Source organism: Kribbella sp. NBC_01484 (genome assembly GCF_036227145.1).
In the GTDB taxonomy this organism is placed as follows: domain Bacteria; phylum Actinomycetota; class Actinomycetes; order Propionibacteriales; family Kribbellaceae; genus Kribbella.
Genome location: NZ_CP109437.1, coordinates 3,011,160 through 3,037,821, shown reverse-complemented (window position 1 = coordinate 3,037,821; position 26,662 = coordinate 3,011,160). Strand labels below are relative to the sequence as shown.

Sequence of the window (26,662 nt, the reverse complement as noted above, 5' to 3'; positions counted from 1 at the left end):
TGTGAACGAGCGACGCGTCGGCATCGTGATGAACGGCGTCACCGGCCGGATGGGCCTGCGCCAGCACCTCGAGCGTTCCATCGTGGCGATCCGCGAGCAGGGCGGCCTGCCCTCCGCCGACGGCACGATGATCATCCCCGAGCCGATCCTCGTCGGCCGCAACGAGCTGAAGCTGCGCCGGATCGCGGAGCAGTACGACCTGACCCGGTGGACCACCGACCTGTCCGAGGCACTGGCCGAGCCGGACGTCGAGATCTACTTCGACTCCCAGCTCACCCAACTGCGCGAGAAGGGCGTCCGCGCCGCGGTAGAGGCCGGCAAGGCGATCTACTGCGAGAAGCCGATCGCCGAGAGCCTGGAGGCCGCGATCGACCTGGCCCGGCTGGTCCGCGACTCCGGCCTGAAGATCGGCATCGTCCAGGACAAGCTGTCGCTGCCCGGCCTGCGGAAGCTGAAGCGGCTCGTCGACGGCGGATTCTTCGGCCGGATCCTCTCGGTCCGCGGAGAGTTCGGCTACTGGGTCTTCGAGGGCGACTGGCAGGAAGCCCAGCGGCCTGCCTGGAACTACAAGCAAGAAGAGGGCGGCGGCATCGTCCTCGACATGTTCTGCCACTGGCGCTACGTGCTCGACAACCTCTTCGGCCCAGTGAAGTCGGTCTACTGCCAGGGCGCGACGCACATCCCGTCCCGGGTCGACGAGCAGGGCAACGAGTACACCGCCACCGCGGACGATGCGGCGTACGGCGTGTTCGAGCTGGAGGGCGGCATCGTCGCGCAGCTGAACTCGTCGTGGGCGACCCGGGTGTTCCGTGACGAGCTGGTCGAGTTCCAGGTCGACGGCACCGAGGGTTCCGCGGTCGCGGGCCTGCGCAACTGCCGGGCTCAGCACCGGTCCGCGACGCCGAAGCCGGTCTGGAACCCGGACCTGCCGGCCACCGAGATGTTCCGCGACCAGTGGGCGACGGTGCCGGACAACGAGGTGTTCGACAACGGCTTCAAGGTGCAGTGGGAGATGTTCCTGCGGCACGTGGTCGAGGACGCGCCGTTCACCTGGGACTTCGTCGAGGCCGCCAAGGGCGTGCAGCTCGCCGAGCTCGGCCTGCAGTCGTGGCGGGAGGGCCGCAAGCTCGAGGTCCCGCCGCTCGACCTCGAGGGCCCGCTGTGACGCTCGAACTGCGCCTGCCGCGCGACGGCGGCCTGGAAGAGTACCGGCTGGCCGGCGAGCCAGTTGCCCAGGGCACCTATACGCCGGCGGCGAGCCGGCTGGCCTTCGCCGCCGCACACGTTGTCGCCGACCCCTTGGGCGACAACTCGCCCGGACAGCCCGCGGTGATCGACTGGGAGCACACGCTGGGGTTCCGGCGGCACCTGTGGTCACTCGGGCTGTCCGTGGCGGAGGCGATGGACACCGCACAACGCGGGATGGGGCTTGACTGGGCGGCGACGCAGGAGCTGATCCGGCGATCCGCCGCCGAGGCACCCGACGGCCGGATCGCTGTGGGAGTTGGCACAGACCAGCTCACCACCGCGCCTCGACCCGCTGCCGGCTCGCGCGGCGACCACTCCTTGGATGCGGTGACCGCGGCGTACGAGCAGCAGCTTGCGCTTGCCGAGGAGGTCGGGGCGCAGCCGATCCTGATGGCCAGCCGGGCGTTGTGCGCCGCGGCGACCTCCCCGGACGACTACCGCAAGGTCTACGACCATCTGCTCGGCCAATCGAGCCGGCCGGTCATTCTGCACTGGCTGGGCTCGATGTTCGACCCGGCGCTGGACGGCTACTGGGGCAGCGACTCGCTCGACACCGCGGCCGACGTCGTGGTCGATCTGATTGTCGACAACGCGACAAAGGTCGACGGCATCAAGGTGTCCCTGCTGGACGCTTCCCGAGAGGTCGCCCTGCGCGACCGTCTGCCGGAGGGCGTTCGGCTCTACACCGGCGACGACTTCAACTACCCATCGCTGATCAAGGGCGACGAGAACCGCTACAGCGACGCCCTGCTCGGCATCTTCGCCGCGATCGCTCCGGCGGCCGCGGCGGCCCTGAAGGCGCTGGACGACGGCGATCTGGACACCTACGACCGCGTCTTCGCGCCGACGGTCCCATTGGCCCGCCAGATCTTCTCGGCACCGACGTACTACTACAAGACCGGAATCGCCTTCCTGGCTTGGCTGAACGGGCACCAACCCGGGTTCTCGATGGTGGGTGGCCTGCAGACCGGGCGGTCGCTCCCGCATCTGGCTGACACCCTCCGCCTTGCCGATCAAGCCGGCGTACTCACGGATCCGGAGCTTGCCGTCGAGCGGTTCGGACAGCTGCTGCGTGTGGGTGGAGTCGACGCGTGAACCGCTACAGCCTGAACCAGGCGACGACGAAGTACTGGCCGCTCGAGGACGTGGTCGCGGCCAGCGCCAAGGCCGAGCTGTCGTGGATCGGCCTGTGGCGCGAGCCGATCCAGGAGTACGGCGTCGACAAGGCAGCGCGGCTCGTCACGGACGCGGGCCTGAAGGTCTCGTCGCTGTGCCGGAGTGGATTCTTCACGTCGACCTATCCGGCCGAGCGAAAAGCGAAGATCGAGGACAACCAGCGCGCGATCGACGAGGCCGCGACGCTGGGTACGTCCGTGCTCGTGCTCGTCAGCGGTGGTCTGCCGCCAGGCTCGCGTGATCTCGACGGCGCTCGTTCGATGGTCCGCGATGGGCTGGCCGAACTGGCGCCGTACGCGGCAGAGCGTGGGGTGAAGCTGGCGGTCGAGGCATTGCATCCGATGTTCTGCTCGGATCGGTGCGTGGTCTCGTCGCTGGGTGGCGCGCTCGAGCTGGCCGAGCAGTTCCCGGCGTCGCAGGTGGGTGTGATCGTGGACGCGTATCACCTGTGGTGGGACGCCGACGTCTATCGGCAGATCGAGCGGGCCGGCGAGCGGATTCTGTCCTACCAGGTGAGCGACTGGGTGGTTCCGTTGCCGGCGGACACGCTGCTCGGGCGCGGCATGATGGGCGACGGTTCGATCGAGCTGCGCCGGCTGCGCGAGGCCTGTGACGCGGCCGGGTACGACGGACCGATCGAAGTGGAGATCTTCAACCAGGAGCTGTGGGACGCGCCGGGACAAGAGGTCTTCGACCTGGCGCTGGCGCGCTATCAGGAACACGTCATCTAGTAGCTGAGGAGCTGCCTGTATGAGTATCCCCGCCGACGGCATCGGAATGCACCTCTACACCATGCGGGAGGTGTTGGCCGAGGACTATCCGGGGACGCTGAAGCGGCTCGCCGGGATCGGGTATCGCACGGTGGGGGTGAGTGGGCGGTTCGACCACACCGCCGAGGAGATCCGCTCCTTCGCCGACGACGCCGGGCTGTCGATCGTGCTCGAGCACGTCGGGTACCCCCGGATGACGGACAACTGGGCCGGTGCGCTGGCCGACGTACAGACGTTGGGCGCGCAGTGGATCGTCGTACCGTCGATTCCTTCCGAGATGCACTCCGTGGAGGGGTTCAAGACGGCGGCGGCCGCGTTCACCGAGGCCGGCAAGGCCGCGCGTGATGCCGGCCTGAAGCTGCTGTTCCACAACCACGGGCGCGACTTCGATGCGGTGGACGGACAGGTTCTGTACGACATCCTGCTCGACGTGGACCCGGAACTGCTGGGCTTCGAGCTGGATCTGTACTGGGTGGTCGACGGTGGCCACGACCCGGCGAAGTACTTCCAGGAGCACCCCGGGCGGTTCCCGGCGCTGCACGTCAAGGACATGGCCGCGGACGGTTCCTGGGAGGACGTCGGTGCGGGCAAGCTCGACTTCGCGGGCATGTTCGCCTACGCGACCGAGGGTGGGGTCGAGCAGTGGCTGGTCGAGCACGACAAGCCGGCCGACGCCTGGCAGTCGGCCGAACGGAGCTACCGCGGGCTGACCGAAATCAGGTACTGACAAACGCTTAACCGGATCAAAGGTGATTACAACTGCTCACGGCGGGTGAGATCGGCCTATTCTCGACCCGTGCCCAACGACGACCCATCGGTCCGGCTGACGGCTGTACGCCGCCTCTACGAGGTGAGCGCGCGGATGGGTGCGGGGCGCAGCCTGGCCGAGACCCTGCAGGCGGTGGTCGACGGGGTCGTCGACGGGCTCGGCTTCGGCATCGCCGTACTGAATCTGCGGCATGCCGACGGGAAGTTCGAGGTGTTCGCGGTCGCCGGGTCGCCGGAGGCGCGGGAGGCCCTGCTCGGCCGGGTGAGCGCGGCGGACATCTTCGACGCCGACTTCGCGATCGCGGACGAGTGGGGCGGCCTGCGCTTCGTGCCGCATGAGCGGCTGCCCGAGGGCGAGGTGACCGGCTGGGTGCCCGACGTACCGGTGTCCGACGATCCGGCCGCCTGGCATCCGCTGGACGCGCTGTTCGCGCCGCTGTACTCACCGAGCGGTGAACTGGTCGGGATGCTCTCGGTCGATCTGCCCGAGGACCAGCGCCGGCCTGGGCCGATCCACCGGGAGCTGCTGGAGATCTTCGCCACCCAGGCCGGCCTGGCGATCGACAAGGCCCGGCTGACCGATCAGCTCCGCGCCGAGAAGGCACGGCTGGAGGCGAGCGAGACCACGTTCCGGATGGTCTTCGAGGGTGCCGGGAACGGGATGGCGACGATCGCCTTCGACGGGCCCGACGCCGGCCGGGTGCTGCGGGTGAACGACGCCTTCTGCCGGATCACCGGGTACGACGCCGATAAACTGCTCGGCACCCGCCTGCCGGACTTCCTCCGCGACGAGGAGCCCGGGCAGTCCCGGCGCGAATTCGACGAGGTTGCTGCTGGCAACGCGCCGTACCGGTTCGAGCGGCTCTTCTCGCAGCCCAGCGGGAACGAGATCTGGCTCGGCGGTACGGCGGCGATCGTCGAACAGGGCACCAGCCAGCCGCAGATCCTGCTGATCCAGATCGACGACGTGACCGCCCGCAAGGACGCCGAACGCGAACTCCGCCACCACGCCGCCCACGACCCGCTCACCGGCCTGCCGAACCGGCGGCTGCTCCAGCACCGCTTCACCTCGGTCCTCGAGCGGACCCGAGCGACCGGCCGGCCCGGCGCCTTGCTGTTCTGCGACCTGAACCACTTCAAGCTCGTGAACGACAGCTACGGACACGAGGCCGGCGACCACGCCCTGCGCGAGATCGCCGCCCGGCTGTCCACCGCGGTCCGCCATGGCGATACCGTGGCCCGTCTCGGTGGCGACGAGTTCGCCGTACTCGCCGAGGACATCGCCGGTGAGGACCTGACGACGTTGATCTCCCGCCTCGAGTCCGCGGTGAGCCGACCGCTGCCGAACATCGCGGTCGAGGTCACGACGAGCATCGGCACCGTCCCGATCACGCCGGACGCGAGCGATCTCGACGCCCTTCTCCACGAGGCCGACCAGGCCATGTACGCCGCGAAGCACCGCCGCTCGTAGGCTGCGCGGATGGACGAGGTGGAGTTGCGTGGCGGGTTCGTGAACGTGGTGGTGCGGCAAGGAGACGCCGTACTGCGGAAGCCCGGTGAGCGGGCCGGTTTCGTGCATGATCTGCTGCGGTTGCTGGCGGGGTGGGGTGGCGCGCCACGGTTTCTCGGTGTGGATGCGGACGGTCGGGAGCGGCTGGGCTTCGTCGACGGGTACGTCGCGTGGGAGCGGCCGTGGAAGCCCACCGTCACGTCCACTGATGCATTGCACTCGGTGGGCCGCTTGGTCCGCGAGTTCCACGACCTCACCGCGGGTACGGCGCTCGCCGGCGACCAAGAGGTGGTCTGCCACAACGACCTCTCGCCGAAGAACACCGTCTACACCGACGACGGGACGCGCGCCATCGCCTTCATCGACTGGGACATCGCCGCCCCGGGTGCCCGCATCCACGACATCGCCTTCATCTGCTGGCAGTACGCCGACCTCGTGAGCCTCGACCGGGCTGTCCCGCACTGGAAGGCGCTACTGGCCGGCTACGGTCCGGTCGATCTCACCGCACTTGTCCCCACGGTGCTGTGGTGGCAGTCCCGCGCCGCCGACGGCATCGACGCCCAGGCCGCGGCCGGTGACCAGGCCATGCGGCACCTCCGCGACCTCGACATACCGAACGACATCCGTCGGACGCGCACCTGGGTCGAAGCTCACGCCGACGAATTGCAGGAAGCTGCAACCGCCCAGTCTTGAACCGCCACCTCCGCGTGTGCTTCAAATAGGGGCTGATCATCAACGTGGGGGGATCCACAGTGCTACGGAAACTCGGTCTCGGCGGCGTGGTCTGATGAGGACGGTGATGACTGGGCCCGCGTGGGTCGCCTACGCGCAGATCTATGTGGAGAGCTCGGAGAACTACGCCGACCTCGGCGAGTGTTTCGCCGGGCAGCGGAACGGGTTGTGCGGGGCGGCGGTCGAGGGGAAGTTGTTTCTGATCACCGGGCTGCACACTGGCAAGGTCGGGTTCGTGGTCGAGGTGCACGACAAGATGCCGTCGGTCGAGTACAGCGCGGACGAGGTTGTCGAGGCGTCGTACCGGCCGTTGGGCGCGGCGGCGCTGAAGGGCTGGGGCGGTGAGGGGCGCTGGCCGCTGAACCTGGAGCAGGTGAGCTACCGCGTGCGGTATTCCGGCTGGGGAATGGATTCCGGACATCAAGCCGGACCGCCGATGGACGACGAGACGCTGGTCGACCGCTACCTCCTGCAGTTCTGGCCGGCACCACCTGCGCCTGACCGCGTGATCAGGCAGACCGGCAAGCAGGCGGCGTACTGGCACAAATACGCGCGGCAACAGCCGACCCCGGCGCAACTCGCGGAGATCAAGCGCGAGCGCGCGCGCCTCGAGTAGGACCGGCGCCTCTTCGCAGACGGCGGGCAACTGGTCAGCGAACTGTGGCGGACGTTTCGGGTGCTTACGAGCCCAGCTGGGTGAGGGCGTCGTCGGTTAGGCGGTAGACCATCCATTCGTCTTGGGGGCCGGCGCCCAGGGACTTGTAGAAGTCGATGGCTGGGGTGTTCCAGTTGAGGACGGACCACTCGAGGCGTTCGTAGCCGTTGGTGACGCATTCCTGGGCGAGGGCGGTGAGCAGGGCCTTGCCGAGGCCGGTGCCGCGGGTCTCGGGGCGGACGAAGAGGTCTTCGAGGTAGATGCCGTGGACGCCGCGCCACGTGGAGAAGCTGAGGAACCAGAGTGCGCAGCCGGCCACCTCACCCTCGTGTTCGGCGACGTGGCAGAAGACCGCGGGGGCGTCGCCGAACAGGGCGGTCTCCAACTGCGCCGCGGTCAGGTGGCATTCGTCCGGGGCTCGCTCGTAGTCGGCGAGTCCGTAGACCAGTTCCACGATCGCCGGGACGTCCTCTCGCCGGGCTCGCCGTACCCGCTCGTCAATGTGCATGGGAACATCCTGCCCTCGACGCCGATTCAGTACCGACAGTGCTGAGTTTGTGCGGATATTCCTGTTTGAATCGGCGCCCGTCGCGCGCGAGGTTGGAGTCATGGCAGCTGACACGAAGAAGACCCGCCGGATCGGTGACGTCGAGGTGTCCGCGATCGGGCTCGGCGGGATGCCGATGTCGATCGAGGGCCGGCCCGACGAGGAGCGGTCGATCGCGACCATCCACGCCGCGCTCGACGCCGGGATCACCCTGATCGACACCGCCGACGCGTACCACCTGACCGCGACCGACGACGGTCACAACGAATCCCTGATCGCTCAGGCACTGGCGTCGTACGGCGGCGACACGTCGCACGTGCTCGTCGCCACCAAGGGCGGCCACCTCCGGCCCGGGGACGGCAGCTGGACTGTGGACGGCTCACCGAAGCACCTGTTCGAGGCCGCCGACGCGTCCCTGAAGCGGCTGGGTGTCGAGGCGATCGGCCTGTACCAGTTCCACCGGCCCGACCCGAAGACGCCGTACGAGGACTCGATCGGGGCGATCCGCGACCTGCTCGACGCGGGCAAGATCCGGCTGGCCGGCATCTCGAACGCGAACCCGGCCCAGATCAAGCAGGCCAACGAGATCCTCGGCGGCCGCCTCGTCTCGGTGCAGAACCAGTTCTCTCCCGCCTTCCGCTCCAGCGAGCCGGAGCTCGACCTGTGCGACGAGCTCGGCATCGCATTCCTCCCCTGGTCGCCGCTCGGCGGCATCTCCAACGCGGGCAACCTCGGCACCAAGCACCCCGCGTTCCACCAACTCGCCGCCGAACTCGGCGTCAGCCCACAGCGCCTGACTCTCGCGTGGATGCTGGCCAAGTCGCCGTACGTCATCCCGATCCCCGGCTCCAGCCGGCCGGAGACCATCCGCGACTCGTACGCCGCGATCGACCTGGAGCTCACCCCCGACCAGGTCGCCACGCTCGACGCCGCCTGACGCCGGACCGCGGCGCGGAATAGCTCCGCGCCGCGTGGTGTTCCTGTCACGTTCCCGAGATGACAGGAGGCCCTCCATGGAAGACATGCGCGCATTGAGCTACGGCCTTGGCCGGCAATACTTCGAGGACCGGGACTACCGCGGCGCCATCCGCGCCCTCCGCCCGGTCGTCGACGAAACTCCCGACGACGTCGGCACCCGGCTGCTGCTGGCCCGCGCCTACTACCACGCGGCCCTCCTCAAGCCCGCCGAAGAGCACCTTCTCGAGGTCGTCGAACGCGAGCCCACCGAGTACTACGCCCACCTCATGCTCGCCCGCACCCTCGAACGCCAGTCCCGCCGCGACGAAGCCACCAAGCACCGCCGCATAGCCGCCGCCCTCACCGGCGACGACGAGTTCCTCGAGCCGCACACAATCTGACCGGCGCAGCCGACGGCCCGCGATCCCCCGTGGATCGCGGGCCGTCGGCGTTCACCGGGCAGGATGGAATGACTCGCAGGGGATTGGCGTTCTCCCAGCAAGAGTAGTTTAATAGTGAACTATCTAGGCGAGGAGGACCGATGCAGTTCGGTGTGTTCAGTGTTGGGGATGTGACCGAGGACCCGACGACTGGGACGACCGTGAGTGAGGGCGAGCGGATCAAGGCGATGGTGGCGATCGCGCTGAAGGCCGAGGAAGTCGGGCTGGACGTGTTCGCGCAGGGTGAGCACCACAACCCGCCGTTCGTGCCGTCGTCGCCGACCACGCAGCTCGGGTACATCGCGGCGAAGACGTCGAAGATCATCCTGTCCACCTCGACGACGCTGATCACGACCAACGACCCGGTGAAGATCGCCGAGGACTACGCGATGCTGCAGCACCTGGCCGACGGCCGGGTCGACCTGATGATGGGTCGCGGCAACACCGGTCCGGTGTACCCGTGGTTCGGTCAGGACATCCGCAACGGCATCGCGCTCGCGGTCGAGAACTACGCCCTGCTGCGCCGGCTCTGGCGCGAGGACGTCGTCGACTGGGAAGGCAAGTTCCGTACGCCGCTGCAGGGGTTCACGTCGACCCCACGGCCGCTCGACGGCGTACCGCCGTTCGTCTGGCACGGTTCGATCCGGTCACCCGAGATCGCCGAGCAGGCGGCGTACTACGGTGACGGGTTCTTCCACAACAACATCTTCTGGCCGGTCACGCACACCAAGCGGATGATCGAGCTTTACCGCAAGCGCTTCGAGCACTACGGGCATGGCGCCGCCGACCAGGCGATCGTCGGGCTCGGCGGTCAGGTCTTCATGCGGAAGAACTCGCAGGACGCCGTCAACGAGTTCCGGCCGTACTTCGACAACGCGCCGGTGTACGGACACGGCCCGTCGCTGGAGGACTTCACCCGGGAGACGCCGCTGACGGTCGGCAGCCCGCAGCAGGTGATCGAGCGGACGCTGACCTTCCGCGAGGAGTTCGGCGACTACCAGCGTCAGTTGTTCCTGATGGACCACGCCGGGTTGCCGCTCAAGACTGTGCTGGAGCAGCTGGACATCCTTGGTGAAGAGGTCGTTCCGGTGCTGCGGAAGGAGTTCGCGGCGAAGAAGCCGGCGCATGTGCCGGACGCGCCGACGCATGCTTCCCTGAAGGCCGCGGCCGAGCGGGCGCACGACCTGGAGACGATCGAGGAGCCGACCCGATGACCGCACCTGCTGAACGGGTGATCGCGGTGGTGACCGCCGGGCTGACGACACCGTCGTCGTCCCGGCTGCTCGCCGACCAACTGGCGGCCGCGGTGCAGGACGAGCTGTCCGGGCGCGGGATCGCGTCCCGGGTCGAGCTGATCGAGGCGCGCGACCACGCCCACGACCTGACCAACAACCTCCTCACCGGCTTCCCGACGGCGTCGTTGCAAACCGTTCTGGACACGGTGACCGAAGCCGACGCGCTGATCGTGGTCAGCCCGACCTTCAGCGCGTCGTACAGCGGTCTGTTCAAGATGTTCTTCGACGTCCTGGACGACCAGGCCCTGGCCGGCAAGCCCGTCCTGCTCGCCGCGACCGGCGGCACCGAGCGCCACTCGCTGGTGCTCGAGTTCGCCCTACGCCCCCTGTTCGCCTATCTGAAGGCGCTGCCTGTCCCCACCGGCGTGTACGCCGCCTCCACCGACTGGGGCCCCAACGCCGCCAAACTCCGCTCCCGCATCACCCAGGCGGCCACTGAACTGGTCGCCGCCCTCCACCATGAGGCTCCCACCCACGCCGACCCGTACGACAACCCCACCCCCTTCGAAGACCTGCTCAACAGCTAATCGATCAGCAGGGAGATGCCGTCGAGGATCCTGGTCAGCCCGAACGTCAGGGCGTGGGCCGGATCGATAACGGATTGGAAGTGTTCGCCGACCGCGGTGCCTACGCGGCCGGCAACGGGGAAGTGTTTGGCGCTGCCGGACATGACGTGGGTGAGTGTCGGGGAGATCTGACGCCACCACTCCTCGTCGGTGAGGCCGGACTCGCGCTGCGTGCGGAGCTGCTCGGCGCCGGCGCGGGCGGTGCCCTGGACGTGGGTGAGGACCAGGATGAGGGCCGAGTCCATCTCGACGTCGGTCAGGCCGAGGCCGTCGAGGGGGCGTAGCTCGGCCTCGTACTTGGCGGTGATGTTCGGGCCCAGCGCCGTACGCATCGTCGGGACCTCGTGGATCCACGGGTGCGCGGTCAGAACGTCCCAGTTGCGGTGGGCAATGAATTCCAGCGCACCGCGCCAGCCGCCGGGCTGCCGCGACGGCTCGTCGACGTCGGCGTACAGGTCGCCGTACACGCGGTCGAACATCAGGTCGGTCAGCTCACCCTTGCCGGGCACGTGCGTGTAGAGCGACATCGTGCCGACCTTCAGCCGCTCGGCCACCATCCGCATCGAGAGGGCCTCGAGCCCCCCGCCGTCGGCCAGCTCGATCGCCGCGTCGACGATCGCGCGGACGGTCAGACCGGAGCGGCCGGGCTTCGTGTGGCTCCCCCAGAGCAGCGCCAGACTGCGCGCCGGATCGGACGCTGCCACCTTCTTTCCAGCCAAGGAACTAACTCCAGCCGCTCGTCGTTGTCCCGATCGTACCCGAGTCGTACAGTGTACGGTACACTCTACGACTCAACTCGGGCGAGAGGTGGGACGTGACAACGGAGCGTGTGATCGAGGCCGTCGGCGTACGGAAGCACTACAAGGGCGGCACCGAGGGGGCAGGGCTGAACGGGTTCGACCTGGAGGTCACCGCCGGCACGGTGACGGGCCTGCTCGGCCCGAACGGCGCCGGCAAGACGACGGCGGTGCGGATCCTGTCCACGCTGCTGGAGCTGGACTCGGGTACGGCGACTATCGCGGGGTACGACGTCCGCCGGCAAGGCGCCGAGGTCCGACGGCGGATCGGACTCGTCGGCCAGTACGCCGCGATCGACGACGTACTGACCGGGAGGCAGAACCTGGTCATGTTCGGCCGGCTGAATCACCTGGGCCACTCGAAGGCGCTCCGCCGGGCGGACGAGCTGCTCGAGCGATTCAGCCTGACGGAGGCGGCGGGGCAGGCGGTCAGCAAGTACTCCGGCGGGATGCGCCGGCGGCTCGATCTGGCGGCGAGTCTGATCGTCGCGCCGGCCGTGTTGTTCGTGGACGAGCCGACGACCGGTCTGGACCCGGCCGGGCGGCTCGAGGTGTGGTCCGCCGTACGGCAGTTGGTCGACGGCGGGACGACGGTGCTGCTGACCACGCAGTACCTGGAGGAGGCGGATCAGCTGGCGAACCGGATCTCGATGCTCAAGGCCGGCAAGGTCGTTGCCGAGGGCACCCCGGACGACCTGAAGACGCAGCTCGGATCCGACTGGCTGGATCTCGTCCTCGCGGATCCCGCCGACGTGCCGCGGGTGCTGCAGTTGGCAGAACCCTTGGCGGACGGGGAGATCCGGGTCAGCGACGTACGGATCAGCGTGCCTGTGAAGGACCGTACACGGGCGCTCGTGGTGATGGCCAACTCGTTGCACGAGGCAAGGATCGAACCGGAGGACATTACCCTGCGCAGACCGACATTGGACGAGGTCTTCCTGCACCTGACCGGGACGGAGGTGGCGGCATGACGGCCTTGGGCTGGGCACTGGCGGACAGTTGGACGATCGCGCGGCGGACGCTCGTGCACTGGCGGATGCAGCCGGGGATCGTGATCTTCAACTGGTTCTTCCCGGTGCTGATGCTGCTGATGTTCGGTGCGTTGCTGGGTGGCGCGATGGACTTCCCGGACGGACAGTCGTACTACGAGCTCCTCGTGCCGGGGATCTTCGCTCTGGCGATGCTCTTCGGGCTGGAGGGCACGATGACCGCGGTCACGACGGATGCCGCAAAGGGTGTCACGGACCGGTTCCGATCGTTGCCGATGAGCTCGGCGGCAGTCGTGATGGGGCGGTGCATCGCGGACATGCTCGACTCGGCGGTGACGCTGCTCGTGCTGGTCGGGACCGGGCTCGCGCTCGGCTGGCGGTGGCACGAGGGTGTGCCGTCCGCGCTGGCCGCCTTCGGGTTGCTGTTGCTGCTGCGGTTCGCCTTGCTGTGGGTGGGGATCTTCATCGGGCTGACCGTGAAGAACGCGCAGAGCGTGACGATGGTGCAGGTCCTGGTGTGGCCGATCGGCTTCCTCTCCAGTGCCTTCGTGGCCACGTCAACGATGCCGTCCTGGCTGGGCACGATCGCTCAGTGGAACCCGCTGTCCGCGACCGCCACCGCCTCTCGCGCCCTCTTCGGCAACCCCGACCCCTCCGCCACCTGGATCGGCGCCCACGCGGAGATCGCCGCGGTGATCGCCCCGTTGCTGCTCATCGCAGTCTTCCTGCCACTCTCCGCACATCGGTTCCGCACACTTTCGCGATAACTGAATACTGGACGGTCATGGCCGTTCGGGACGGAGCGGTACGACGAGCCGCGTGGAGTCTCGCCCACGTCATGGGGCGTGTGCTGGGATCACCCGCGGCACGTCGTACCGCCCGCCTGGTCGGCTTCTCCGAAGGACGTCGGCGTCCACGCACTGACGGTGGCGAAGCGGCTGGACGAGCTAGGTGGCGGGCGGGTGACCGCGGTCGAGCCGGCCGCGGACTGTGTCGCGACGGAGCGATCGTCCAGGAGGTGCCGGTGATCCGGCTGGACGACTGGGCGCGGGAGCACGCGTTGACCCGCCTCGACGTGGTGAAGCTCGATATCGAGGGCGGGGAGATCGCGGCCCTCTCCGGAGCGACCCGCACGCTCAAGCGGTTGCAGCCACGCGCTCTGCTGGTCGAGGACAAGCGAAGCGAGTCGAGCGCGCGGCTGCACACGATCCTGGACGAGATGCGCTACCTGCCGGCCGGCGAGACGCTGGACCAGAACGCGCTGTTCCGGCCGGAAAGCTTGCTCACGGCATCAATTGGCCGCCGTTGACCTCGATGATCTGGCCGGTGACGTAGGAGGCCATCCGGTCGGAGGCCAGGAAGAGGATGGTGCCGACGCACTCGTGCGGGGTGCCGGTGCGGCCCATCGGGATGGTGGCGATCATCGCGGTCATCTGCTCGTCGCCGGTGTGCCGGTCGTGGAACGGGGTCTTGATGACGCCGGGTGAGATCGCGTTCACGCGGATGCCCTCGGGGGCGAGTTCCTTGGCGAGGCCGCGGGTGAACGTGCTGACGGCGCCCTTGCTGGTCGCGTAGACGACCGAACCGCCGCCTCCACCGTGCCGGCCGGCGATCGAGGTCACGTTCACGATCGCGCCGCCGCCCTGCACGCGGAACACCGGCACGATCCGGCGGCTGAGCGCGAACACCGAGGTCAGGTTCACGTCCAGGATCCGGTGGAACTCCTCGTCCGGTACGTCGGCCACCGGCGACCGCTTGACCAGGTCACCGGCGTTGTTCACGAGCACGTCGATCCGGCCGTGCTGCGCGAGTACGTCGTCGATGAACGCGTCTGCCGACTTCGGGTCGGCCAGGTCCGCCTGGTGCAACGACGCCGTACCGCCGGCCGTCTGCACCGCGCCAACGGTGTGCTTCACGCCCTCCTCGTTGCGGTGGTAGTGCAGCGCGAGCGTCGCCCCGGTCTCTGCGAATCCCACCGCCGCCGCAGCCCCGATCCCGCTGCTGGCGCCCGTCACCACCACGACCTGATCCCTGAAATCCAGATATCCCATACGCCCTATCCTCTCCTAGTGCCACGCACCGTTCTGATTGCCGTGCATGTCGCCTGGCCGGCCGGGATCCTCCTGCTGCGACTGATCACGAGGGTCCGCCGCCGGTGCCTGGCGGCTGCTGGCATCGGGTGGCTGGCTGCGGTCGTGGTGGCGACCACAGCGACGCCGACCTCTCGGGCACTGCCGATCGGGCTCATCCTCGGAGCGGGGATCGCAATCGGCGGCTGCCTCGCGACAGCGCGCGGAGTGACGTTCACCTGGGAGCAGCAGCAGACGTACTGGGCGTACGACGGGAAGATCCCACCCGGCGATCGGCTCGTGGAGGTCCTGACCGGGCTGGTAGGGCTCATCGGCGTGATGGCGCTGGCTTGAACGCGCCGTGAGCGCAGTTGCCATTGGTGGGTGGGCGGTAGATTCGATGGATGGGATACGCGCTCGGGGAGCTGGGGCTGCGGCGGTGGCGGACGGCTGACGCGCTGCGGCTGGCCGCGGCTCACCAGGATCCTGAGATGAGAACCCAGGGCGGGATCGTGGACCGGGCGTCCGCGGTGGACTGGATCGGCCGCGTCGCGGACCTGGACAACGGGCATGTGTACGCCGTTGCCGATGCCGACGACCACCCGATCGGGTGCGTGGCCGTGACGAACATCGACCGCCACCAGGTGGGCTGGACGTGGTACTGGACCCTCGCCGACGTCCGCGGCCACGGCGTCGCCCGGGACGCACTCCGCGCCCTCGCCGACTGGGCCCACCGCGACGCCGGCCTCTACCGGCTCGAGCTCGGCCACCAACTCAACAACCCCGCGTCCTGCGCGGTCGCGGCCGGCGCGGGCTTCCTCTCCGAGGGCCTCGAACGCCAACGCCTCGCGTACGACGGCTCCCGGTATGACGTGGAGCGCCACGCGCGCCTGATCACGGACCCGCTGACCCCGCCCGAACGCCCGGTCTCCATCAGCGTCTGATATCCGCCCTGGTTCTGCGACCCCGCAACAAGGACTCGCGGGTCAGCACCTGGTCGACGGTCCGCTCGATCAGGTCGTGGCCGACGACAAGGTTGGGGGTGCTCGTCGCCGAGGGCAGCAGACGAGCTCGACTGCCGAGTCATCGACAGGCTGATTGGCGGTGAGCAGTCGAGGTCGATCAGGCGGCGTTGCCTACCCCGTTCTCCTCCCGAGAGCCGTGTGATGTTTCCCCTTGTGGATAAGGGCTTTCGGGGCTCGGCGATTTGCCGCAGCTCGATGGCGATGCGTAGAATCGAAGACATGTTCGAAGGAGATCTGGCGACGCTGTCGACGGCCGACCTGCTGGAGTCGGCCGTCGAGTGGCGTGCCGTGGGTGTCCGGGCCGATGTCCGGGTCCTGGAGGTCGCCTTGGTCTATGCCGATCGCTTTCACCCTGACGCGGGCCCGGTCCGCCCGGGCCGCCGTGGCTGCGACGGTCGGGAACGGGCGGTGTTGCTGGGTGGTGACGGGTGTCCGGAGGTCTTGGAGTTCGCGGTCGCGGAGTTCGCGGTGGTGCTGGGGATCTCGCCGCGGGTCGCCGCGGACTATCTGGGGCAGGCGTTGGCGTTGCGGCACCGGTTCCCGTTCACCTGGGCGCGGGTCCTGGCCGGTGAGGCGACCGCGTGGAAGGCGTGCCGGATCGTGGCCGACTGCGTGAAGCTGTCCGCGGACGCCGCCGCCTATGTCGACCAGCGGATCGCGCGACTCATCGACTCGATCACCCCGTACCGGTTGGACAAGATCGTGAAGGCCGCGAAGATGCACGCCGATGCCGATTTGGCGCGGGCCGAGGCGGCCGAGAAGGCCCGCGAACGGGGTGTGTTCGTCGGCCGCGCGGATGAGCACGGCACCAAGACCATGTACATCAAGGCCGCCGCCGGTGCAGTGATCCGGAACAAGGCGACCCTCGACGCGATCGCCGAGGCGTTGAAGACCTTCGGCGACACCCGGTCGGTCCAGCACCGGCGCGCGGACGCGGTCGGGATCATCGCCGACCCCCGTTACACCCAAGAACTCCTCACCCAGGCCCGCCACCACCACCTCACCACCCCAGCACAGGACACCACGGCCCCGGACCCCGCGGGGCCGGACGCCGCCGGGCCTGTGAGCACGAGCCCTCGGGGTGCGAGCCACCGGGGCACCGGGTGCCCCGAGGCCGGTGACGACGATCGTCCTCACGCGACCACCGACCTGGCCCGGGCTGATGTGGACCACCAGGTCGACTCGGGCCACGGCACCGCTGCCGCGGGGGCGAGCGGGATGCCCGGCGCGGGCTCGGCATCCCGGTGGGGTGATGAGGACCGGACCGGCATCCGCGACGAGCCCGGCCTGGACGACGAGGCCGACCGCGACGCACCCCACCCCAGTAGCAGCGACCTGCCCGACCCCCTCGACACCCCCGACATCGTGCCGATCGAACCCTTCGACCCCTCCGACCCCGGCCTGCACCTCGACCCCGACGACGGCCAGCCTATGGACGCGGCCGCACGCCGCGCCCTGCACGCGCGCCTGGCCCAGATCAAGCAGGACGCCTACAGCACCCACGCCACCCGAACCGGCGCCGACCGCGACGGTAGTCCCGACCGTGCCGGCGGACGGGTGCGTCCGGGCCAGACCGAGATCTATGTCCACCTCACCGACCACACCCTGGCCACCGGGACCGGGGTCCTGCGCGCCGAGGGCATCGGGCCGCTGCTCGCCGACCAGCTGGCCGAGCTCGTCGGCCACGGCCCGTACACCGTGAAGCCGGTCATCGACCTCAACGACGCCATCAGCGTCGACGCCTACGAAATCCCCGACCGGATCCGCGAACGCATCAAACTCACCCACCCCGTCGAGCTCTTCCCGTTCGGCACCCAAGAAACCCACCCCGGCATGGACCTGGACCACCTCCAGCCCTACGACCCCCTCGGCCCACCGGGACAGACCAGCACCACCAACCTCGCACCGCTCGGCCGCTTCGGTCACCGGGTCAAAACCCACGCCCACGGCTGGACCGTCCGCCGCCTCGACCCCAAAACCTTGGAATGGACCACACCCCACGGCTTCGTCTTCCACGTCACGCCTACCGGCACTTTCAGGGCGATACCAGGAGCACCATCGCAATAGCCGGCGCCGCGTTCAGCCCCGCCAGACAGGTCAACAGAACTGTCGGAGGCCGCGGATACGGTCCGATTGTGGACACCCATCCCGCGCTCGATGTCGTACTGACCGACGATCCGACCGACGCCGAGATCGCCGTCGTCGCGGATTCGCTGGACGAATTCAACCTCAGCGCGAGCGGCGTTCGGGATCGGCGGGCACTGGCCGTGCTCGTGAAGGACCCCTCGACCGGACAGACCCTCGGCGGGTTGACCGGCCGGACCTCGCTGGGGTTGTGGTTCGTCGATCTGCTCTATCTGCCGGATGCGCTGCGCGGGTCAGGCCTCGGGAGCAGGATCCTTCAGCAGGCAGAAGCCGAGGCACGGGATCGGGGCTGTGTCAGCGGCGTCGTCTACACGATCAACTTCCAGGCGCCCGACTTCTACAAACGCCACGGCTGGACCGAGTTCGGGCGAATCCCGAGCGCGGCCGGCATCAGCCGGATCTTCCTCAGCAAGCGCCTCGGCTAGAGGAATCGCTGCGGCAGTTTGGGGTGGCGGTTGACGTCTTTGTAGAGGAGATAGCGGAAGCGGCCCGGGCCGCCGGCGTAGCAGGCCTGCGGGCAGAAGGCGCGGAGCCACATGAAGTCGCCCTCCTGGACCTCGACCCAGTCTTTGTTGAGGAGGTAGACCGCCTTGCCTTCGAGGACGTAGAGGCCGTGTTCCATCACGTGCGTCTCCGGGAACGGGATCACCCCGCCCGGCTCGAAGCTGACGATGTTGACGTGCATGTCGTGCCGGACGTCGTCCGGATCGGCGAACCGTTGCGTCTTCCATCGACCCTCGGTGCCCGGCATCTCGCGACCCTCGACGTCGGCCTCGTTGGTGATGAAGGCCGGCGGTACGTCGATGCCCTCGATCCGCTCGTACGCCTTCCGGACCAGGTGGAAGGTCGCGGTCGCGTCGCTCGTGTTCCGCAGAGTCCAGTCGCCGCCCGGCGGCAGGTAGGCGTACCCACCCGGCGCCAGCGCGTGCTTCTCGCCGGCGACCGTGAGTACCAAGTTGCCTTCGACAACGAACAGGACGGCCTCGGCGGCCGGGTCGGTCTCCGGCTTGTCGCTGCCGCCGCCCGGCGAGACCTCGACGATGTACTGCGAGAACGTCTCGGCGAACCCGGACAGCGGGCGGGCGATCACCCACAGCCGGGTGCCGTCCCAGAACGGGAGCCGGCTGGTGACGATGTCGCGCATCGTGCCGCGCGGAAGGACGGCGTAGGCCTCGGTGAAGACCGCGCGGTCGGTGGTGAGGTCGGTCTGCGGGGGCAGTCCACCCTTCGGGGCGTAGTAGTTCATCGTTGTGCTCCTCGGGTCAAGAGGCGGCCACGCGGGGCCGCCTCGATGTCGACGGGGTGGCCGCGGAGCCAGGTGCTCCGGACGACACCGTCGAGCGTCCGTCCGTCGTACGGCGTGATGGCGTTCTTGTGCTGCAGGGACTTCGCGTCGACGACGAAGGTGTCGTCGGGGGCGAGGACACAGAAGTCGGCGTCGGAGCCGACCTCGATCCGGCCCTTGGTCTTCAGTCCTACCTGTGCGGACGGAGCGGCGGACATCCAGCGAGCGACATCGGTCAGGGTGAAGCCGCGGCGGCGGGCCTCGGTCCAGACGGCCGGCAGGCCGAGTTGCAGGGAGGCGATGCCGCCCCAGGCGGTGCCGAAGTCGCCGGTGTCGAGGTGTTTGAGGTCGACCGTCGACGGCGAGTGGTCGGAGACGATCATGTCGATCGTGCCGTCGCGGAGCCCTTCCCAGAGCAGCTCACGGTTGGCTGCTTCGCGGATCGGGGGGCAGCACTTGTACTGCGTGGCGCCGTGGGGAATGTCCTCGGCGGTAAAGGTCAGGTAGTGCGGGCAGGTTTCCGCGGTGATGCGTACGCCGGTGTCGCGGGCTGTGGCGATCCTGGGCGGGATGTCGGCGCTCGAGACGTGCAGGATGTGGACACGGCAGCCTGACCGGCGCGCGAGCTCGATGACCTCGACGACAGCGGCGTTCTCGGCCACGCGCGGGCGGGAGCGTAGGAACGCGGGATAGCTGGCGCCGTCCGGCGGCGGGGCCTGGTCGATCCGGTGCGCGTCCTCGGCGTGCACGATCAGCAACCCGTCGAACTCGCTGATCTCGGCCATCGCGTCGTCGAGCTGACTCTGGTCCAGAGGCGGGAACTCGTCGACGCCCGAATGCAGCAGGAAACACTTGAAGCCGAAGACGCCGGCCTCGTGGAGTGGGCGGAGTTCGGGGACGTTGTCCGGGATCGCACCGCCCCAGAATCCGATGTCGACGTACGCCTGAGGCTGCGCGGTCTTGCGCTTCAGCTCGAGCGCCGGGAGGTCGCAAGTCGGCGGGATGCTGTTGAGCGGCATGTCGATGATCGTGGTGACGCCGCCCGCCGCGGCTGCTCGCGTCCCGCTGGTGAAACCTTCCCACTCGGTCCGACCTGGGTCGTTGACGTGGACGTGGGAGTCCACGAGGCCCGGGAGCAGCACCTCGTCGTCGGCTAGCACTACTTGCCGCTCGGCCGCGAGGTCGGCGTTGTACGGCGCGATCGCGACGATCCGCCCGTCGCGGACCCCCACGGCAGAGGCCGTCTCCCCCGCGGCACGCACCACCCGGCGGGCCCGGATCAGAAGGTCCAGCGCGCTCATGCGATGCCCCTCTCACTTGCAGTCATCGTAGGTGCTCCCTCGCGATCCACTCCCCAACCCGCTCCAGCAACGGCACGGGCTCAGCGATACACCGCCGTACGTCGGGCTCCAGGTCGGTGAGCGCGTACGCCGCAACCACGCCAGCCGCTCGTAGTTGCTCGTGGTCCAACCGGTTGACCCCACACACCGCAACCACCGGGGTCCCAGGTGCCCCGACCGAGCCAGGTACTCGGGCGGCGGCTGCGGCTATGCCGGCTACGGCCTTGCCGTGCAGGGTTTGCTCGTCGAGGGCGCCTTCGCCGGTGATCACCAGATCCGCACCGACGAGTTGCTCATGGAAGCCCACCAGATCAAGAACCAGCTCGATCCCCGGGCGGAGGTCGGCGTCGAGGAGTGCGAGCGCGGCGAAACCCACCCCACCTGCTGCTCCAGCGCCCGGCGCGTCGCGCAGGTCGCGGCCGGTCTCGCGGGCGACGAGGTCGGCCCAGCGGCTGAGTGCGGAGTCGAGATCGGCTATCTGCTCGGGGGTGGCGCCTTTCTGTGGGCCGTAGACGGCCGCGGCACCCTTCGGTCCGGTCAGCGGGTTGTCGACGTCGCACGCGACGACGATCTCCACTCCGCGAAGCCGTTGGCGGAGTGCGGGCAGGTCGAGAGACTCGGTCCCGGTGAGGGCGTGGACCAGGCCGGCGCCGCCGTCGGTGGAGGCGCTGCCGCCGATGCCGAGGATCACCTTCCGGCAACCGGCATCGATGGCCGCCGCGATCAGCTGGCCGGTGCCGTAGGAGGTGGCGGTCATCGGAGCCGGCCGGCCGGCGGGAAGTCGGACCAGACCGGAGACATCGGCCAGCTCGACGACGGCGACATCGTCACGACCGCCCGAGCGACCGAAACCGCGTGGAGCACCGCGGTCGGCGGATGCGCGGCGGCGGGCGTAGGCGGTGTGGACTGGTTCGCCGGTTGGGCCGGATGCGGTGACCGGCACCAACTGGAAGCCGGCCGCGACGGCGGCGGCCAAGGTGCCGTCGCCGCCGTCGGCTACTGGGATCGCGACCACGGTGGCGTCAGGGCGGACTCGCCGTACGCCCGCATCGACCGCGGCGGCGACCTCCGCGCTGGTCAGGGTGCCCTTGAACTTGTCGGAGGCAACGATCACCCGGGGTGCCGGCATCAGTCGAGCAGCGCCAGGGCGGTGGGCGCGTCCGCGGGGACCTCGGCGAGGTCCTCGAACTCGGAGATGTTGTCGATTTCGAGGCCCATGGAGACGTTGGTGATCCGTTCGAGGATGATCTCGACGACGATCGGGACCTCGTGTTCGACCATCAGCTTCTTCGCCTGCTCGAGGGCGGGGAGGATGCCATCGGGCTCGAAGACGCGGAGGGCCTTGCAGCCCAGGCCTTCGGCGACCTTGACGTGGTCGACGCCATAGCCGTTGAGTTCCGGGCTGTTGATGTTCTCGAACGAGAGTTGCACGCAGAAGTCCATGTCGAACCCGCGCTGCGCCTGCCGGATCAACCCCAGGTACGAGTTGTTCACGACCACGTGGATGTACGGGATGTTGAACTGCGCCCCGACCGCCAGCTCCTCGATCAGGAACTGGAAGTCGTAGTCACCCGACAACGCCACCACCATGCTGTCCGGATCCGCGACTGCGACCCCCAGCGTGGCCGGCACGGTCCACCCGAGCGGACCCGCCTGGCCGGCGTTGATCCAGTGCCGCGGCCGGTAGACGTGCAGCATCTGCGCCGCCTGGATCTGCGACAACCCGATCGTGCTGACATACCGGACCTCAGGCCCGAACGCCCGATTCATCTCCTCGTAGACGCGCTGCGGCTTGATCGGTACGACGTCGAAGTGCGTCTTCCGCTGCAACTCCGTACGACGCTTCCGGCACTCGGCCGCCCACGCGGACCGGTCGGCCAGGCGGCCTTCCAAAGCCCACTCCCGCGCCACCTCGACGAACACTTCCAGGGCGGCGCGAGCATCGGACACGACGCCGTAGTCCGGCGCGAACACCCGCCCGATCTGCGTCGGCTCGATGTCGACGTGGATGAACTTCCGCCGGCCCTGGTACACCTCGAGGCCGCCGGTGTGCCGGTTCGCCCAGCGGTTGCCGATGCCGAGCACCAGATCGGAGGCCAGCAGGGTCGCGTTGCCATAGCGGTGCGACGTCTGCAGCCCCACCATCCCGGCCATCAGCGGGTGGTCGTCCGGCAGCACGCCCCACCCCATCAACGTCGGTACTACGGGAATCCCGGTGAGCTCGGCGAATTCGACCAGCAGGTCGGCCGCGTCCGCGTTGACGATCCCGCCACCGGCGACGATCAGCGGCTGGTCGGCGGCGGCGAGGAAGGACAGCACCTTCTCGGCCTGCGCCCGGGTCGCGGCCGGACGCGACACCGGCAGCGGCTCGTAGGTGTCGATGTCGAATTCGATCTGCGCTTGCTGCACATCCACCGGCAGATCGATCAGCACCGGCCCCGGACGGCCCTCACGCATCACCTGGAACGCCTTCTGGAACGTCCCCGGCACCTGCGCCGCTTCCATCACCGTGACCGCCCACTTGGTGACCGGCTTGGCGATCGACGCGATGTCGACGGCCTGGAAGTCCTCCTTGTGCAGCTTGGCGACCGGCGCCTGGCCGGTGATGCACAGGATCGGGATCGAGTCCGCCGACGCCGAGTACAGGCCGGTGATCATGTCGGTCCCGGCGGGCCCCGACGTACCGACGCAGATGCCGATGTTGCCGGCCTTGGCCCGGGTGTAGCCCTCGGCCATGTGCGAGGCGCCCTCGACGTGACGGGCCAGCACGTGCTTGATCCCGCCGTGGTTCTTCATCGCGCTGTAGAAGGGGTTGATCGCGGCGCCGGGCAGCCCGAACGCCTGCGTGGACCCTTCCTTCTCCAGGATCAGGACCGCGGCGTCGACCGCGCGCATCCGGGTCATCAGCCGATCTCCTTTCCGGACAGGCGCTCCACGCCACGCAGCAGCGCGGAGTGGTCGAGACCGCCATCACCGTTCACCCGAGCTGAGGTGACCAGCTGCGCCACCAGCGCACCGAGCGGTACGACGACACCCGCCTCACGCGCGGCCGCCGTGACGATGCCCATGTCCTTGTGGTGCAGGTCGATCCGGAAGCCGGGCTGGAAGGAGCGCGACAGCATGTTCTCCTTCTTCTGGTTCAGTACGGCGGAACCGGCCAGCCCACCACCGAGGACTTCCAGGGCCGCCTTGGTGTCGACGCCGTACGCCTCCAGGAAGATGACAGCCTCGGCCACGGCCTGGATGTTGGCGGCGACGATCAGCTGGTTGGCGGCCTTGACCGTCTGGCCGGAGCCGCTCGGACCGACGTGGACGACGGTCTTGCCGACGACGTCGAACAGCGGCTTGGCGGTGGCGAAGTCGTCGGCCTCGCCGCCGACCATGATCGACAGCGCGGCGTTCTTGGCGCCCGCCTCGCCACCGGACACCGGGGCGTCGAGCAGCCGGAAACCGAGCGCCCGCGCCTGCTCGGCGAGCTGCTGCGTGACGTCGGGCCGGATGCTGGAGAAGTCGATGATCAGCGTGCCGGTCTCGGCCTGCTGGAAGACACCGTCCTCTCCTTCGAGGACGTCCTGGACGTCGGGCGAGTCCGGCACCATCACGCAGATCACGTCCGCGCCCTTGACCGCGTCGGCGATCGAACCGGCGGCCCGGCCGCCGGCGTCGACGAGGGTCTTGGTCCGCTCCGGACTGCGGTCGAGCCCGGCCACGGTGTGACCGGCGTTCGCGAGGTGAAGGGCCATCGGGTTCCCCATGATGCCGAGGCCGATGAAGGCGATGTTCGTCATGTCAGTCTCCTAGTCAGCGGCGCTCGTACGGGAGCCACGCGAAGCTTTCGTCGGTGCTGGTGGACGGCTTGTACTCGAGCCCGACCCAGCCGTCGTACCCCTGCGCCGCGAGGGCGCTGAGCTGCTGGTCGAGCGGGAGGGTGCCGGTGCCGGGCTCGTTGCGGCCCGGCGCGTCGGCGATCTGCACGTGCGCGACCCGGTCGGTGTGCTCCGCGATCACCCGGTCGACGTCGTCGCCGTTGACCGCGAGGTGGTAGAGATCCGCGAGCAGGCCGAGGTTCGGTACGTCGTACGCCGCCTGGACGCGATCGATCACGGCCAGGGCGTCGGCCGCGGTCCGCAGCGGGTACTGGTCCGCACCGCTGACCGGCTCGACCAGCACCGTGGCGCCGATCCGAGCCGCCGCGCGGGCGGCCAGGGCGAGGTTCTCGACCGCGAGCTCATCCTGCTCGGCCTCGGTGTGAGCGTTGTCCCGGTTGCCGTAGAGGGCGTTGAACCCCTGAGCGCCGAGCCGCTCGCCGATCCCGACAGTGACCTCGACGTTGTCCCGGAACTCGCTCGACCGCTTCGGCCACGACACCAGGCCGCGGTCGCCGCCCGGCATGTCGCCGGCGAAGAAGTTGAGGCCGGTCAGCTGGACGCCGGCATCCGAGATCGCGGCGACGAACGCCTCGACCTGCCGGTCCGGCGGCACCGCCTCGACGAACGGCCACCAGAACTCGACGGCGCTGAACCCGGCGCGCCGGGCGGCCGCGGGCCGCTCCAGCAGGGGCAGCTCCGTGAACAGCAGCGAGCAGTTCACCGTGTGGCGCAGTGGGTGGCTCATGGCAACTCCATGTTTTCCGTATTGCGGAAGTCAAATTCTGTTCTGCGAAATGACCATAAGGCGGTCGTGTGGAGACCGTCAAGCGCCTGGCCAGCCGACAGGCAGCCGGTCGCGAGCGCTGTCTCGCGTACGGCGCGCGTTGTACGTTCCTCTAAAGACCCGGATCCGGAGGAGGTGCGTCGTGCTGCTGTCCGAACTGCTCGACGCGCCGGAGCTCGGGCTCCGCCTCCTGCACTCCGCCGGCGGTGCGCTCGACCGGCCGACCGGTCGCCTCGTGACCACGGACCTGCTCGAACCCGGCCGCTACCTGAACGGCGGCGAGGTCGTCCTGACCGGCCTGGTCTGGCGCCGGCGCCCGGCGGACAGCGAACTGTTCGTCGCCTCGATGGCCGGCCGGGGTGCCGCCACGATCCTGGCCGGCAAGGCGCTACTGGGCGAAGTCCCGGACGACCTGCTCGCGGCCTGCCGCCGGCACGAGGTCACCCTGATCGAGGTGCCGATCGAGATCGCGTTCGCGGACGTGACCGAGTACGTCGCCGCCGCGGGGTCGGCCGAGACCGGAGCCCGCCTGTCTGCGAGTCTGGTCCGGCAGCGCCAACTGCTGTCGTCGATCGCGGCCGGCCGCAGCCTCGACGAGCTCGCGGCCCGGATCTCCGCCGAGATCGGCCACGACTGCCGCGTGCTCACGTCCACCGGGCGGCACGTCGTACCCGGGCCGGGTGAGCTGGACGCCGAGACGCTCGACGTGGTCACGCGGCGATTCCTGACCGCCGATCGCACACCGGCGGTGGCCGAGGCCGGCGGTGCGTCGTACAGCCTGTTCCCGGTGGGATCGGGGCTCGGTAATCGGCTCACGGCTTGGGTGCTGGTCATCGAAGGGGACCACACGCAGTGGTCCCACGACCATGTCGAGGCCGTGCATGAGTTGTGCGCCATCGCTGCGCTGGACCGGGCGAGGCGCGACGAAGGGCGACGGGCACTGCGGCCGCTGGTGGCTGATGCGCTGGCGTTGGTCGAGTCCGGGGCGCCGCATGCGGAGGTCGCCGTACGACTGCGGCAAGCCGGATCCCACGCGGAGCGGCCGATGGTCGTCGCGGTGGCCGAGCTGCGGGACGACGGACCGAGCGAGGTGGCGCTCAGCCTGTTCGAGGACGTCGCTCTCACCGTGGGTCCGGCGGTGGTCGCGCCTGGCCGCGACGGCTTGCTGGTCGGGTTCCTGCCGTTCGTACCGGGGTTGCCAGAGCAGATGCGGCGGGCCTTCGGGCGACTTGCCCCCGGGCTCGTCCGGGCCCGGCTCGCGGTCGGCATCAGCGGCGAGACCACGATCGACGCGCTCACCGGTGCGCTCGAGGAGGCCCGCTTCGCACAGCGCGCGGCCGGGGCCGGACGCGCGCCGGTGTCGGTGGTCACCTCCGACGAGGTCGCGTCGCATGTGCTCCTGCTCGCCACGCTGCCTGACGACGTACGGCGTACCTACACGCACCGGGTCCTCGGACCGGTGCTCGAGAACGATCGCCGTACGCATGCCGACCTGCTCGCGACGCTGCAGGAGTTCCTCGCCTGCTCGTGCTCCTGGTCGCGTACGGCGGAGTCGCTGCATCTGCACGTCAACACGGTTCGCTACCGGATCGAACGCGTGGAGCAACTGACCGGACGCGATCTGTCGCGGCTCGAGGACCGGGTCGACGTGTTCCTGGCCCTGAAATCGCTCTGATTGTGTGATCCTCCAAAGCC

Annotated in this window: 28 protein-coding genes; 19 read left to right on the top strand and 9 right to left on the bottom strand. The window is 69.0% G+C overall.

The window, feature by feature from the left end; all coding sequences use genetic code 11:
- Window position 1 precedes the first annotated feature (1 nt).
- The 7 genes from OG555_RS14990 (at window position 2) to OG555_RS14960 (ending at window position 6,820) form a co-directional block, all read left to right on the top strand.
- On the top strand, window positions 2-1,165 hold the full coding sequence (locus tag OG555_RS14990) for a Gfo/Idh/MocA family protein (protein ID WP_329483489.1): 1,164 nt from the start codon (window positions 2-4) through the stop codon (window positions 1,163-1,165).
- Window positions 1,162-2,343, top strand: coding sequence for a dihydrodipicolinate synthase family protein (locus OG555_RS14985; protein WP_329483488.1), 1,182 nt, complete (start codon window positions 1,162-1,164; stop codon window positions 2,341-2,343). Before OG555_RS14990 ends, OG555_RS14985 begins: the two co-directional genes overlap by 4 nt.
- On the top strand, window positions 2,340-3,155 hold the full coding sequence (locus OG555_RS14980; RefSeq protein ID WP_329483487.1) for a sugar phosphate isomerase/epimerase family protein: 816 nt from the start codon (window positions 2,340-2,342) through the stop codon (window positions 3,153-3,155). The genes OG555_RS14985 and OG555_RS14980 overlap by 4 nt, the downstream gene beginning before the upstream one ends.
- 19 nt (window positions 3,156-3,174) lie before the next feature.
- Entirely contained in the window at window positions 3,175-3,921 is a 747-nt protein-coding gene (locus OG555_RS14975) for a sugar phosphate isomerase/epimerase family protein (protein WP_329483486.1), read from the top strand.
- Window positions 3,922-3,990: 69 nt separating this feature from the next.
- Window positions 3,991-5,433 carry a diguanylate cyclase domain-containing protein gene (locus OG555_RS14970; RefSeq protein WP_329483485.1) on the top strand — a complete coding sequence of 481 codons (1,443 nt, stop codon included), beginning with the start codon at window positions 3,991-3,993 and terminating at the stop codon, window positions 5,431-5,433.
- Window positions 5,434-5,442: 9 nt separating this feature from the next.
- Window positions 5,443-6,165 carry a phosphotransferase gene (locus OG555_RS14965; RefSeq protein WP_329483484.1) on the top strand — a complete coding sequence of 241 codons (723 nt, stop codon included), beginning with the start codon at window positions 5,443-5,445 and terminating at the stop codon, window positions 6,163-6,165.
- A gap of 106 nt (window positions 6,166-6,271) precedes the next feature.
- Window positions 6,272-6,820 (top strand): hypothetical protein, encoded by a 549-nt coding sequence (locus OG555_RS14960; protein WP_329483483.1) that lies wholly within the window; start codon window positions 6,272-6,274, stop codon window positions 6,818-6,820.
- Between the two features lie 64 nt (window positions 6,821-6,884).
- On the opposite strand, the gene OG555_RS14955 is transcribed toward OG555_RS14960, so the two are convergent.
- The gene (locus OG555_RS14955) at window positions 6,885-7,367 is read right to left on the bottom strand and encodes a GNAT family N-acetyltransferase (protein WP_329483482.1); all 483 of its coding nucleotides are present in this window, start codon (window positions 7,365-7,367) and stop codon (window positions 6,885-6,887) included.
- A 100-nt stretch (window positions 7,368-7,467) separates the two neighbouring features.
- Between OG555_RS14955 and OG555_RS14950 the strand changes: the two genes are divergently transcribed.
- The 4 genes from OG555_RS14950 to OG555_RS14935 all read left to right on the top strand — a co-directional run bounded on the left by OG555_RS14950 (window position 7,468) and on the right by OG555_RS14935 (window position 10,625).
- Window positions 7,468-8,343 (top strand): aldo/keto reductase, encoded by an 876-nt coding sequence (locus tag OG555_RS14950; protein ID WP_329483480.1) that lies wholly within the window; start codon window positions 7,468-7,470, stop codon window positions 8,341-8,343.
- Between the two features lie 76 nt (window positions 8,344-8,419).
- Window positions 8,420-8,764: a tetratricopeptide repeat protein gene (locus tag OG555_RS14945; protein WP_329483478.1), complete on the top strand. Its 345-nt coding sequence runs from the start codon at window positions 8,420-8,422 to the stop codon at window positions 8,762-8,764.
- Window positions 8,765-8,904: 140 nt separating this feature from the next.
- Window positions 8,905-10,017, top strand: coding sequence for an LLM class flavin-dependent oxidoreductase (locus tag OG555_RS14940; protein ID WP_329483477.1), 1,113 nt, complete (start codon window positions 8,905-8,907; stop codon window positions 10,015-10,017).
- Window positions 10,014-10,625, top strand: coding sequence for an FMN reductase (locus OG555_RS14935; RefSeq protein ID WP_329483475.1), 612 nt, complete (start codon window positions 10,014-10,016; stop codon window positions 10,623-10,625). The genes OG555_RS14940 and OG555_RS14935 overlap by 4 nt, the downstream gene beginning before the upstream one ends.
- On the opposite strand, the gene OG555_RS14930 is transcribed toward OG555_RS14935, so the two are convergent.
- Window positions 10,622-11,383 carry a TetR/AcrR family transcriptional regulator gene (locus tag OG555_RS14930; RefSeq protein WP_329483474.1) on the bottom strand — a complete coding sequence of 254 codons (762 nt, stop codon included), beginning with the start codon at window positions 11,381-11,383 and terminating at the stop codon, window positions 10,622-10,624. The genes OG555_RS14935 and OG555_RS14930 overlap by 4 nt on opposite strands.
- 95 nt (window positions 11,384-11,478) lie before the next feature.
- Between OG555_RS14930 and OG555_RS14925 the strand changes: the two genes are divergently transcribed.
- From OG555_RS14925 to OG555_RS14915, 3 genes are read left to right on the top strand one after another with little or no spacing between them, the layout of a single operon-like run.
- Window positions 11,479-12,432: an ATP-binding cassette domain-containing protein gene (locus OG555_RS14925; RefSeq protein WP_329483473.1), complete on the top strand. Its 954-nt coding sequence runs from the start codon at window positions 11,479-11,481 to the stop codon at window positions 12,430-12,432.
- On the top strand, window positions 12,429-13,217 hold the full coding sequence (locus OG555_RS14920; RefSeq protein WP_329483472.1) for an ABC transporter permease: 789 nt from the start codon (window positions 12,429-12,431) through the stop codon (window positions 13,215-13,217). The genes OG555_RS14925 and OG555_RS14920 overlap by 4 nt, the downstream gene beginning before the upstream one ends.
- 17 nt (window positions 13,218-13,234) lie before the next feature.
- Window positions 13,235-13,759 (top strand): FkbM family methyltransferase, encoded by a 525-nt coding sequence (locus OG555_RS14915; RefSeq protein ID WP_329483471.1) that lies wholly within the window; start codon window positions 13,235-13,237, stop codon window positions 13,757-13,759.
- On the opposite strand, the gene OG555_RS14910 is transcribed toward OG555_RS14915, so the two are convergent.
- Window positions 13,734-14,501 (bottom strand): SDR family NAD(P)-dependent oxidoreductase, encoded by a 768-nt coding sequence (locus OG555_RS14910; RefSeq protein ID WP_329483470.1) that lies wholly within the window; start codon window positions 14,499-14,501, stop codon window positions 13,734-13,736. The genes OG555_RS14915 and OG555_RS14910 overlap by 26 nt on opposite strands.
- Window positions 14,502-14,519: 18 nt before the next feature.
- Between OG555_RS14910 and OG555_RS14905 the strand changes: the two genes are divergently transcribed.
- The 4 genes from OG555_RS14905 (at window position 14,520) to OG555_RS14890 (ending at window position 18,114) form a co-directional block, all read left to right on the top strand.
- Window positions 14,520-14,873 (top strand): hypothetical protein, encoded by a 354-nt coding sequence (locus OG555_RS14905; RefSeq protein WP_329483469.1) that lies wholly within the window; start codon window positions 14,520-14,522, stop codon window positions 14,871-14,873.
- Between the two features lie 50 nt (window positions 14,874-14,923).
- Window positions 14,924-15,463: a GNAT family N-acetyltransferase gene (locus tag OG555_RS14900; RefSeq protein ID WP_329483468.1), complete on the top strand. Its 540-nt coding sequence runs from the start codon at window positions 14,924-14,926 to the stop codon at window positions 15,461-15,463.
- A gap of 300 nt (window positions 15,464-15,763) precedes the next feature.
- Window positions 15,764-17,611, top strand: coding sequence for a hypothetical protein (locus tag OG555_RS14895; protein ID WP_329483467.1), 1,848 nt, complete (start codon window positions 15,764-15,766; stop codon window positions 17,609-17,611).
- A gap of 68 nt (window positions 17,612-17,679) precedes the next feature.
- Window positions 17,680-18,114 carry a GNAT family N-acetyltransferase gene (locus OG555_RS14890; RefSeq protein WP_329483466.1) on the top strand — a complete coding sequence of 145 codons (435 nt, stop codon included), beginning with the start codon at window positions 17,680-17,682 and terminating at the stop codon, window positions 18,112-18,114.
- Here the strand turns inward: OG555_RS14890 and OG555_RS14885 are convergent.
- Genes OG555_RS14885 through OG555_RS14860 form a run of 6 tightly spaced genes read right to left on the bottom strand, consistent with a single transcriptional unit; the run spans window position 18,111 to window position 24,928 of the window.
- A complete protein-coding gene (locus tag OG555_RS14885; RefSeq protein WP_329483465.1) occupies window positions 18,111-18,935 on the bottom strand; it encodes a bifunctional allantoicase/(S)-ureidoglycine aminohydrolase in 825 nt (274 codons plus the stop codon). The two genes, OG555_RS14890 and OG555_RS14885, sit on opposite strands and share 4 nt — an antisense overlap.
- Window positions 18,932-20,275 (bottom strand): allantoinase AllB, encoded by a 1,344-nt coding sequence (allB, locus tag OG555_RS14880; protein ID WP_329483463.1) that lies wholly within the window; start codon window positions 20,273-20,275, stop codon window positions 18,932-18,934. Before allB ends, OG555_RS14885 begins: the two co-directional genes overlap by 4 nt.
- Window positions 20,276-20,297: 22 nt before the next feature.
- Window positions 20,298-21,443 carry a glycerate kinase gene (locus OG555_RS14875; RefSeq protein WP_329483462.1) on the bottom strand — a complete coding sequence of 382 codons (1,146 nt, stop codon included), beginning with the start codon at window positions 21,441-21,443 and terminating at the stop codon, window positions 20,298-20,300.
- Window positions 21,443-23,218 (bottom strand): glyoxylate carboligase, encoded by a 1,776-nt coding sequence (gene gcl / locus OG555_RS14870; protein WP_329483461.1) that lies wholly within the window; start codon window positions 23,216-23,218, stop codon window positions 21,443-21,445. The genes OG555_RS14875 and gcl overlap by 1 nt, the downstream gene beginning before the upstream one ends.
- Window positions 23,218-24,102: a 2-hydroxy-3-oxopropionate reductase gene (locus OG555_RS14865; RefSeq protein WP_329483460.1), complete on the bottom strand. Its 885-nt coding sequence runs from the start codon at window positions 24,100-24,102 to the stop codon at window positions 23,218-23,220. The genes gcl and OG555_RS14865 overlap by 1 nt, the downstream gene beginning before the upstream one ends.
- 13 nt (window positions 24,103-24,115) lie before the next feature.
- Window positions 24,116-24,928: a hydroxypyruvate isomerase family protein gene (locus OG555_RS14860; protein ID WP_329483459.1), complete on the bottom strand. Its 813-nt coding sequence runs from the start codon at window positions 24,926-24,928 to the stop codon at window positions 24,116-24,118.
- Between the two features lie 181 nt (window positions 24,929-25,109).
- On the opposite strand from OG555_RS14860, the gene OG555_RS14855 reads away from it, so the two are divergent.
- Window positions 25,110-26,642, top strand: coding sequence for a PucR family transcriptional regulator (locus tag OG555_RS14855; protein ID WP_329483457.1), 1,533 nt, complete (start codon window positions 25,110-25,112; stop codon window positions 26,640-26,642).
- Window positions 26,643-26,662 lie beyond the last annotated feature (20 nt).

Bases quoted from the DNA above. Each gene is read 5' to 3' on its own strand.
- OG555_RS14915 (WP_329483471.1), top strand. From the start codon at position 13,235: ATGGCCGTTCGGGACGGAGCGGTACGACGAGCCGCGTGGAGTCTCGCC.
- allB (WP_329483463.1), bottom strand. From the start codon at position 20,275: ATGAGCGCGCTGGACCTTCTGATCCGGGCCCGCCGGGTGGTGCGTGCC.
- OG555_RS14860 (WP_329483459.1), bottom strand. From the start codon at position 24,928: ATGAGCCACCCACTGCGCCACACGGTGAACTGCTCGCTGCTGTTCACG.
- OG555_RS14910 (WP_329483470.1), bottom strand. From the start codon at position 14,501: ATGGGATATCTGGATTTCAGGGATCAGGTCGTGGTGGTGACGGGCGCC.
- OG555_RS14885 (WP_329483465.1), bottom strand. From the start codon at position 18,935: ATGAACTACTACGCCCCGAAGGGTGGACTGCCCCCGCAGACCGACCTC.
- OG555_RS14950 (WP_329483480.1), top strand. From the start codon at position 7,468: ATGGCAGCTGACACGAAGAAGACCCGCCGGATCGGTGACGTCGAGGTG.
- OG555_RS14940 (WP_329483477.1), top strand. From the start codon at position 8,905: ATGCAGTTCGGTGTGTTCAGTGTTGGGGATGTGACCGAGGACCCGACG.
- OG555_RS14945 (WP_329483478.1), top strand. From the start codon at position 8,420: ATGGAAGACATGCGCGCATTGAGCTACGGCCTTGGCCGGCAATACTTC.
- OG555_RS14895 (WP_329483467.1), top strand. From the start codon at position 15,764: ATGTTCGAAGGAGATCTGGCGACGCTGTCGACGGCCGACCTGCTGGAG.
- OG555_RS14955 (WP_329483482.1), bottom strand. From the start codon at position 7,367: ATGCACATTGACGAGCGGGTACGGCGAGCCCGGCGAGAGGACGTCCCG.
- OG555_RS14975 (WP_329483486.1), top strand. From the start codon at position 3,175: ATGAGTATCCCCGCCGACGGCATCGGAATGCACCTCTACACCATGCGG.
- OG555_RS14965 (WP_329483484.1), top strand. From the start codon at position 5,443: ATGGACGAGGTGGAGTTGCGTGGCGGGTTCGTGAACGTGGTGGTGCGG.
- OG555_RS14875 (WP_329483462.1), bottom strand. From the start codon at position 21,443: ATGCCGGCACCCCGGGTGATCGTTGCCTCCGACAAGTTCAAGGGCACC.
- OG555_RS14865 (WP_329483460.1), bottom strand. From the start codon at position 24,102: ATGACGAACATCGCCTTCATCGGCCTCGGCATCATGGGGAACCCGATG.
- OG555_RS14900 (WP_329483468.1), top strand. From the start codon at position 14,924: ATGGGATACGCGCTCGGGGAGCTGGGGCTGCGGCGGTGGCGGACGGCT.
- gcl (WP_329483461.1), bottom strand. From the start codon at position 23,218: ATGACCCGGATGCGCGCGGTCGACGCCGCGGTCCTGATCCTGGAGAAG.
- OG555_RS14935 (WP_329483475.1), top strand. From the start codon at position 10,014: ATGACCGCACCTGCTGAACGGGTGATCGCGGTGGTGACCGCCGGGCTG.
- OG555_RS14960 (WP_329483483.1), top strand. From the start codon at position 6,272: ATGACTGGGCCCGCGTGGGTCGCCTACGCGCAGATCTATGTGGAGAGC.
- OG555_RS14920 (WP_329483472.1), top strand. From the start codon at position 12,429: ATGACGGCCTTGGGCTGGGCACTGGCGGACAGTTGGACGATCGCGCGG.